The organism is Stenotrophomonas sp. UBA7606 (assembly GCF_002477705.1).
Lineage (GTDB): Bacteria > Pseudomonadota > Gammaproteobacteria > Xanthomonadales > Xanthomonadaceae > Stenotrophomonas.
The window spans coordinates 29,743-36,104 of the sequence record NZ_DLJW01000115.1 but is presented as its reverse complement, the minus strand read 5'-3'; the positions used below and the strand labels follow the sequence as shown (position 1 = coordinate 36,104).

Sequence of the window (6,362 nt, the reverse complement as noted above, 5' to 3'; positions counted from 1 at the left end):
GGTTCGCAGCCATTCGAACGACCTTGCGCCAGCGCAAGGACCGGGGCGCGGAGCGGGGATTGGAGTGAAGGCGACGTTGGCTTTGGCGGGTAAAGCCCCCTGCCGAGCATGGCTCGGCACTACATATTCGGCGCAGGTGGAGTGCTTTGACCCCTCCCTTGCGCGCAGCGCAGGGGAGGGTTGGGGAGGGGTAGCTTTTGAAGCCTTGGCGCGGCTGCCTGCGCCGGGAACGCCCCTGCCGAGCATGGCTCGGCACTACGTGGGTGTGGGTCGTTTCTGCCGCGAAGGGTCAATGCTCGAAGTCGGTGATCACCACACGGGCGGTCGAGCCGTCCTTCAGCGAGCGGAAACCTTCGTCGATCTGTGACAGCGCAATTTGCCGCGAAACCAGTGCGGCCAGATTGACGCGCCCTGCCAGCGCCATCTGCGCATAGAACGGGATGTCGCGCTTGAGGTTGGACGAGCCCATGTATACCGACACGATGCGGTTGTGGTTGCTCATCATGCCCAGGGTATGCAGGTCGATACGCGTGGTGCCGTCGCCTATGCCGATCAGGTACAGGCCCCCGCCCTTGGCCAGCATCTGCAATCCCTGCTCGACCACCGCGCGTACGCCGACAAAATCAAATACATGGTCAGCGCCGCCGGGCAGCAATGCCTTCAATGCCTGCACCGGTTCTGTCTGGCTGGCATCGATGGTATCCGTCGCGCCCAATCCGCGTGCGCGTTGCAGTTTGCCCTCGGCCAGGTCCACGGCAACGATACGTGATGCACCGGCCAACACGGCACCGGCAACGGCGCAAAGCCCGACGCCACCTGCGCCGATCACCACCACGCTTTCCCCGTGTCGCACCTTGGCGGTATTGAGCACGGCGCCGGCGCCAGTGAGCATGCCGCACCCCAGCACTGCGGCCTGTTCGAACGGCAGCGCCTTGGGTACCACTGCCAGCTGGCTTTCGTGGGTCAGCACCTGGGCGGCGAAGCCGCCCAATCCAAAGCCCTGCTCGACGGGCTGGCCATCGCTGCAGCACAGCCGCGCGGGCTGGTCGGGGCCACGCAGGGTTGCTTCGGGGTGCAGGCATGCGTGGGTGTGCCCGGAAAGGCATGGCACACAGCGTCCACAGAACTGGATCAGGCAGCCGACGACATGGTCTCCAACAGCGCATTCGCTGACCTGTTCACCCACCGCGATCACCACCCCGGCAACTTCGTGGCCCAGCACCATGGGGGGGGAATAGCCAAAGCCTGTTTCCGCCAGCGTCAGGTCGCTATGGCAAAGCCCCGAGGCCCTGACCTGGATCAGCACCTCCCGACCTTGTGGTTGTGCAAGCTGCAGCTCCTGCACAGTAAAACCACCACCCACTGCATTGACAACAGAAGCTTTCATCGCGGCCTCCTTCAAGGGAATGGGCTATGCCCGGGCATCAGGCAGGAAGGTAAGCCGTTGGCGGGGGCGCTGTTTGCCGCGCACGGGCAGATTCTTGCCCGATGCTGCCAAACAGCCTCACTGGCGGGGAACAGCCGGCCGCGGGTGCGGGACAGTCAGTCCAACCGGTCGCCATGCAACAGTCGGTGGCGGAGCCGGGCGGCATCGCGCGCGGGCGGAATGCCGAATACGTTGCGGTAGTCGCGACTGAACTGCGAGGCACTTTCATAGCCCACCGCGAAGGCGATGCGGGCCGCACTGTCCTGATGGTTGGCAAGCCGTCGATGGGCTTCCTGCAGGCGCAGCCGTTTCTGGTACTGCAGCGGGCTCATGCCGGTGACCGCCTTGAAATGCCGGTGCAGCGATGAGGGGCTCATGCCCACCTCCTGCGCCAGCGTGCCGACACGCAGTGGCTGGGTATACGTGCCGCGGATACGCGCGATGGCACGACTGATGCGCGACAGGCGGCTGTCGGCCAAGGCCAGCTGACGCAGCATTGCGCCTTGCGGCCCGCACAACAGCCGGTACAGGATCTCGCGCTCGATCAGCGGCGCCAGCATGGCGATGTCGTGGGATTGTTCCAGCAGCTCAAGCAGGCGCATGAGCGGGTCCAGCAGTTGCGTGCACAGCGTGCCGCTGGCCATGCCTGCCGAAGGCGGCAGGTCGCGGGCCTGCTCGCCCATCTGCAGCAGTACGTCCGCCAGCATCGCCGGCTGCAGGCTGAGCGCAAGGCCGAGATAAGGGCGGGCCGCACCGGCCTGGTGGATCCGACCGCTGAGCGGCAGGTCTACCGTGGTGACGGCATAGTGCCCAGCGGCAAGTTCACAATGCTCCGTGCCCAGCAGCATGCGCACGCTGCCCTGGGCGACCACCAGCAGCCAGGCTTCGAATACCGATGCCGATGCGTTGCTGGGCTTCTCCGAACGCATCAAGGCCAGGCGCGGTATCGCGGTGGCGCAGAAACCGTCGCCACTGTGCCTTGCGATGGCCTGTTGCAGTCTGCTCAACCCGGTCATGGGCTGAGCTTAGGTTTCCGGCGTGGGAATGGAATGACCGGGATGACCGTTTGGCGGGGCCGGCGTACGCTGGAGCAGGTGCAGCGGCTACTACCGTTGCGCGCTCGCCCACTGCACGATGCTGCTGGCTGGCATGGCGCCCGATTGGCGGGCGATCTCGCGCCCACCCAGGATCAATAGCATCGTCGGGATGCTGCGGATGCCGTAGCGGGTGGCGATGGCCGGCTCGGCTTCGGTGTCCAGTTTTGCCAGGCGCATGCGCGGCTCCAGTTGGCTGGCGGCCTTGGCGAATTCCGGCGCCATCTGCCGGCAAGGGCCGCACCAGCTGGCCCAGAAATCCACCAGCAGCGGAATCTGCGAGCGATTGGCATGGGCGTCGAACGCGGCCGCATTCAACACCATTGGCGTACCGGTGAACAAACCCTGGTGGCAGCGTCCGCAGGCCGGTGACTGGCCCAGCCGTGCCGCGGGTACGCGGTTGATCGCATTGCAGTGCGGGCAGGCGATCTGCAGCAGCTCGGTGGCGGTATTCATGGGGTGGCCCTGATGGTGTTCAGGCCAACAGTATGCCGGGCGCGGGGTGAACCCCGGATCGGCGTGGGTCAGTGCGGCGTGCACACGCCCAGTGCATCCAGTTCGGCTTTCTGCGCGGCCGGCAGTGCCTGCATCAGGGACGGATCGGCGCAGGCTGCACGCACGTCGTCGAGGTTGCCTGCGCGCAAGGCACTGGCGGTGGCGGCCGAGGGGGCGCTGGCATCGCTGCTGGTGTCCATCGTGTTCCCCGCAGGCCGTGGTGCAGTAGCAGGACGACGTTGGCCTGCCGCCTGGCCGAGCAGCGGCAGTGAATAGCGTTGGCCGGCGCGGGTCACCACCACGTGATCGCTGGCGATCGCCTCAAGGCGCAGGCCATTGTCGAGCAGTTGGCCGATCCGCACGGTCTGTGCGGCTTGCCCATTGCTGCCCAGCACGGCCAGTGAACGTTCGGGCTGCACATGCACCAGCGTGCCCAGCAGGCGTGGCACGGCCTCCTGGCCGGTGCCTGCAAGCGCCGGTGGACGGGGGCTGCGTTCAGCCGCCTGCGCGGCGGCGCCGACGGCGATGGCGAGCAGGCAGAACACGGTCGATGGCAGGGCGCGCAGGATCATGGCGGTAGTAGTGCCCGGGGCACGGGGCCCCGGGCGTCAGCACTTACTGGATGTTCAAGCCACGCATCACGACCAGGTTGTTGGGGCTGAGCAGCGCCAACAAGGCATTGTCGTTGGCGCTCAGGCCGGTCCACTGCTGGTTGCCGCCACCACTGCAGTTGTAGGTGATCAGCTTGCCGCGGCCGTTGGTGAGGAAGCCGCCGGACAGGTCAAGGCAGGTTGTGTTGCGCAGGATCCTCGGCAAGCCGCTCAGGTCGAACATCTGCGCGTCCAGCGTGCGGTCGCAACGTGCCAGGGTCACGGCCGCATTGTTGCCACCGCTGCCGGACAGGCACATGGTGGGATTGGCCACGCTGTGGATCGCACCGCGCAGGTCGGCCATCCACAGTTCGTTGTCGGCACCGGTGCAGCTGCTGGCCTGCGCGATGTAGACCGACGGTTTGCCGTCCACGTCTTCGGTCTTCAGGCAGTGCTTGTTGCCGGTCACCAGCATCTGCTGGCCCACCGGCAGCAGCGGGCTCTGGCGCAGTCCCAGGGTGTCCAGCAGCTTCTTCAGCGCATCCACCGCAGCGGAGTTGTTGCTGGCCTGCAGATCGCTGCGGTAGCGGTTCATCCAGCGGTTCAGGCGCTTGGCCTTGGTTTCCTGGGCGATGTAGGCGTCGCGGACCTGGCGTGCCTGGCTGGACAGCCCGGTGGCATCGCCGCCCCAACTGGCGTACAGCAGGTTGCCACGCGCGCCCAGGTTGATCAGCGGCTTGCCGCCGGCGGCAACCAGCAAGGTTTCCAGCTCCGGCAGTTCGACTGCGCGCAGTGCGCTGTAGCCCGCTTCCTTGCCGACCACCACCGGTGCCTTCATCGGCGCAAGGTTCTGCGGGAAGCTCATGCTGGCGAGCGTGGTCACCGCCGCACCCGGTGCCTGGCATTGCAGGCTGGCCTGCTGCGGCTTGTCGGCCTGGGCCAGGTTGATGTGCAGCTTGTTGACCGAGCCGTTCTGCAGGATGTTGCCGGCCACCGCGATGCGCTTGCTGCCGCCACCGCTGAAGCCGACCTCCAGCCAGCACTGGCGGTTGCTGGCATTGGCCACCGGCGCCGGCAGGTCGAACACATTGCCCCAGTTGCCGCGGAACGCGGGGTAGAGCAGGGCATTGCCGGTATCGGGGTCGTAGCCGCCGAGCACGGTGAACACTTCCGTACCTACCAGGCGTGGCTTGAGGTAGTTGCCGTCAGGCGAGTTGAAGAACAACTGGCTGTTGTTGGGCACCTTGCCGGTTACCGGCTCCATCTTGCGGGTGTCGGCATTCCAGCCCAGGTAGCCGGTGGAAGCGCTCTGCGTGGGCACCGGCTTGTCCAGGCGCGGCTGGATCGCGATCCTGGTGCTGTAACCGGTGTAATGGGTGTAGCGCGACAATGCGCTGGAATAGTTGCCGCCAGCCATCGCGTCGGTGGCGAAGCTGTAGGTGTCGTCGTAGATCGGCATGCCGCTGAGGCCGCCGTTCTTGGCGCGGCTCCAGTGCAGGTTGCCGCGCATGCGCTTGCGGTAGGCGATATAGCCCCAGCCGCTGTCGTGGTGGTGGCCGGACAGGAAGTAGTTGTCGCCCGACTGGCCGGGGTAGTGGCCCAGCCCGTAGTGGTGGCCGATTTCATGGCTGAACTCGTTGCCGCTGGTGGAGTACAGCGTGAGCATGCCGTTGCCGCCACTCAGGCCATGGCTCTGCACGCCGTTGCTGTACCTGCCCACGGCGTGGTGTGCCACCACGTTCTGGAACCACTGCGGCTGCGACTGCCCGGCCATGCCGGACGCGGTGGCGCCGAAGTTGGCCAGGTTGATGCCGACGCTGACCGTGGACTTGCCGGTGTTCTCGCGCATGTCGCCGGAGTACACGCCACCTTCGCCGCTGCTGGCGGTGTCGTAGATGGTGCCGTTGGCCACCATCACCTTGTCCAGCTTCATCGGCTCGTAATAGGCCACGGTGAAGCGGGCGGCGGGGATGGTCTGGAAGTAGTCGGCCGCACCCTGCTCGGGGTTCTTCAACAGCCAGAACGCATCGCTCTCGGCCGGTGGATCGGTGAGCATGCCCAGGCGGATGTTGTGCACCACCAGCTCGGCGGGGGCACCGAAATCGATCTTGTCGGCGGCCAGGCTGCCACTGCGTGACTTGCTGTCGCTGACACTCAGGCTCATGCCCGGCTTGACCCAGTCCCACGGCAGTTCCACCGACCAGGCCCGGCGCGAGTAGTTGTAGTCGGGGCGGCCGTCGCCGTTGTTGTAGTCCGACCGGTACATGGCGTTGGGGTGCAGCAGTTCCAGCGTGCCCTTGGCAGTGCCGTCGACGGAGACGGTGACCTTCACCGCGTCGACGTCCTTCAGCGAGGGGTCCGGCGTCACCAGCAACAGTGCGGCGCGCTCGGTGGTCAGCCGTGGCATGTTTTTGGCTTCGTTGCCGCTGGGGTCGACGGTGTGGCTCTGGGCGAACTGGATCATCGCCGGCAGCGTGCCTTCCAGGTCGTTGCGCACGGCGCGGGTGGCACCGCTGGCATCGATGTCGTAGAAGCCTTTCAGGTCAACTTCGTCATAGGCCGCGCTGGTGGGCTCCGGGTACGGGTCGGCCGGGGTGGGGGTGCCACCACCGGTGCTGCCGCCACCGCTGCTGCTGTCGCCACCACCACCGCCGCCGCAGGCAGCCAGCAGGGCGGTGGACAGTGCCAGTACAAGCACGCGCGGATTGAGTGCGTTCTTCAAGAATTACTCCCCTTGGTATTGAAGTACTACAGGTA

The 6,362-nt window shown here is 66.2% G+C and carries 5 protein-coding genes; all 5 read right to left on the bottom strand.

Going from position 1 to position 6,362, the window contains the following annotated elements; all coding sequences use genetic code 11:
• Positions 1-289: 289 nt before the first annotated feature.
• A complete protein-coding gene (locus B2527_RS15360; protein WP_293715493.1) occupies positions 290-1,387 on the bottom strand; it encodes a zinc-binding dehydrogenase in 1,098 nt (365 codons plus the stop codon).
• A 155-nt stretch (positions 1,388-1,542) separates the two neighbouring features.
• Positions 1,543-2,433: an AraC family transcriptional regulator gene (locus B2527_RS15355; RefSeq protein ID WP_293715491.1), complete on the bottom strand. Its 891-nt coding sequence runs from the start codon at positions 2,431-2,433 to the stop codon at positions 1,543-1,545.
• A gap of 99 nt (positions 2,434-2,532) precedes the next feature.
• Entirely contained in the window at positions 2,533-2,976 is a 444-nt protein-coding gene (gene trxC, locus B2527_RS15350) for a thioredoxin TrxC (RefSeq protein ID WP_293715488.1), read from the bottom strand.
• A gap of 68 nt (positions 2,977-3,044) precedes the next feature.
• Positions 3,045-3,587 carry a type II secretion system protein N gene (locus tag B2527_RS15345; protein ID WP_293715485.1) on the bottom strand — a complete coding sequence of 181 codons (543 nt, stop codon included), beginning with the start codon at positions 3,585-3,587 and terminating at the stop codon, positions 3,045-3,047.
• A gap of 43 nt (positions 3,588-3,630) precedes the next feature.
• Positions 3,631-6,327, bottom strand: a complete 2,697-nt coding sequence (locus B2527_RS15340; protein WP_293715482.1) for a M66 family metalloprotease — start codon at positions 6,325-6,327, stop codon at positions 3,631-3,633.
• Positions 6,328-6,362 lie beyond the last annotated feature (35 nt).

What these genes read in the sequence shown, in the direction of transcription:
- B2527_RS15360 (WP_293715493.1), bottom strand. Translation starts at nt 1,387, where the DNA reads ATGAAAGCTTCTGTTGTCAATGCAGTGGGTGGTGGTTTTACTGTGCAG.
- trxC (WP_293715488.1), bottom strand. Translation starts at nt 2,976, where the DNA reads ATGAATACCGCCACCGAGCTGCTGCAGATCGCCTGCCCGCACTGCAAT.
- B2527_RS15345 (WP_293715485.1), bottom strand. Translation starts at nt 3,587, where the DNA reads ATGATCCTGCGCGCCCTGCCATCGACCGTGTTCTGCCTGCTCGCCATC.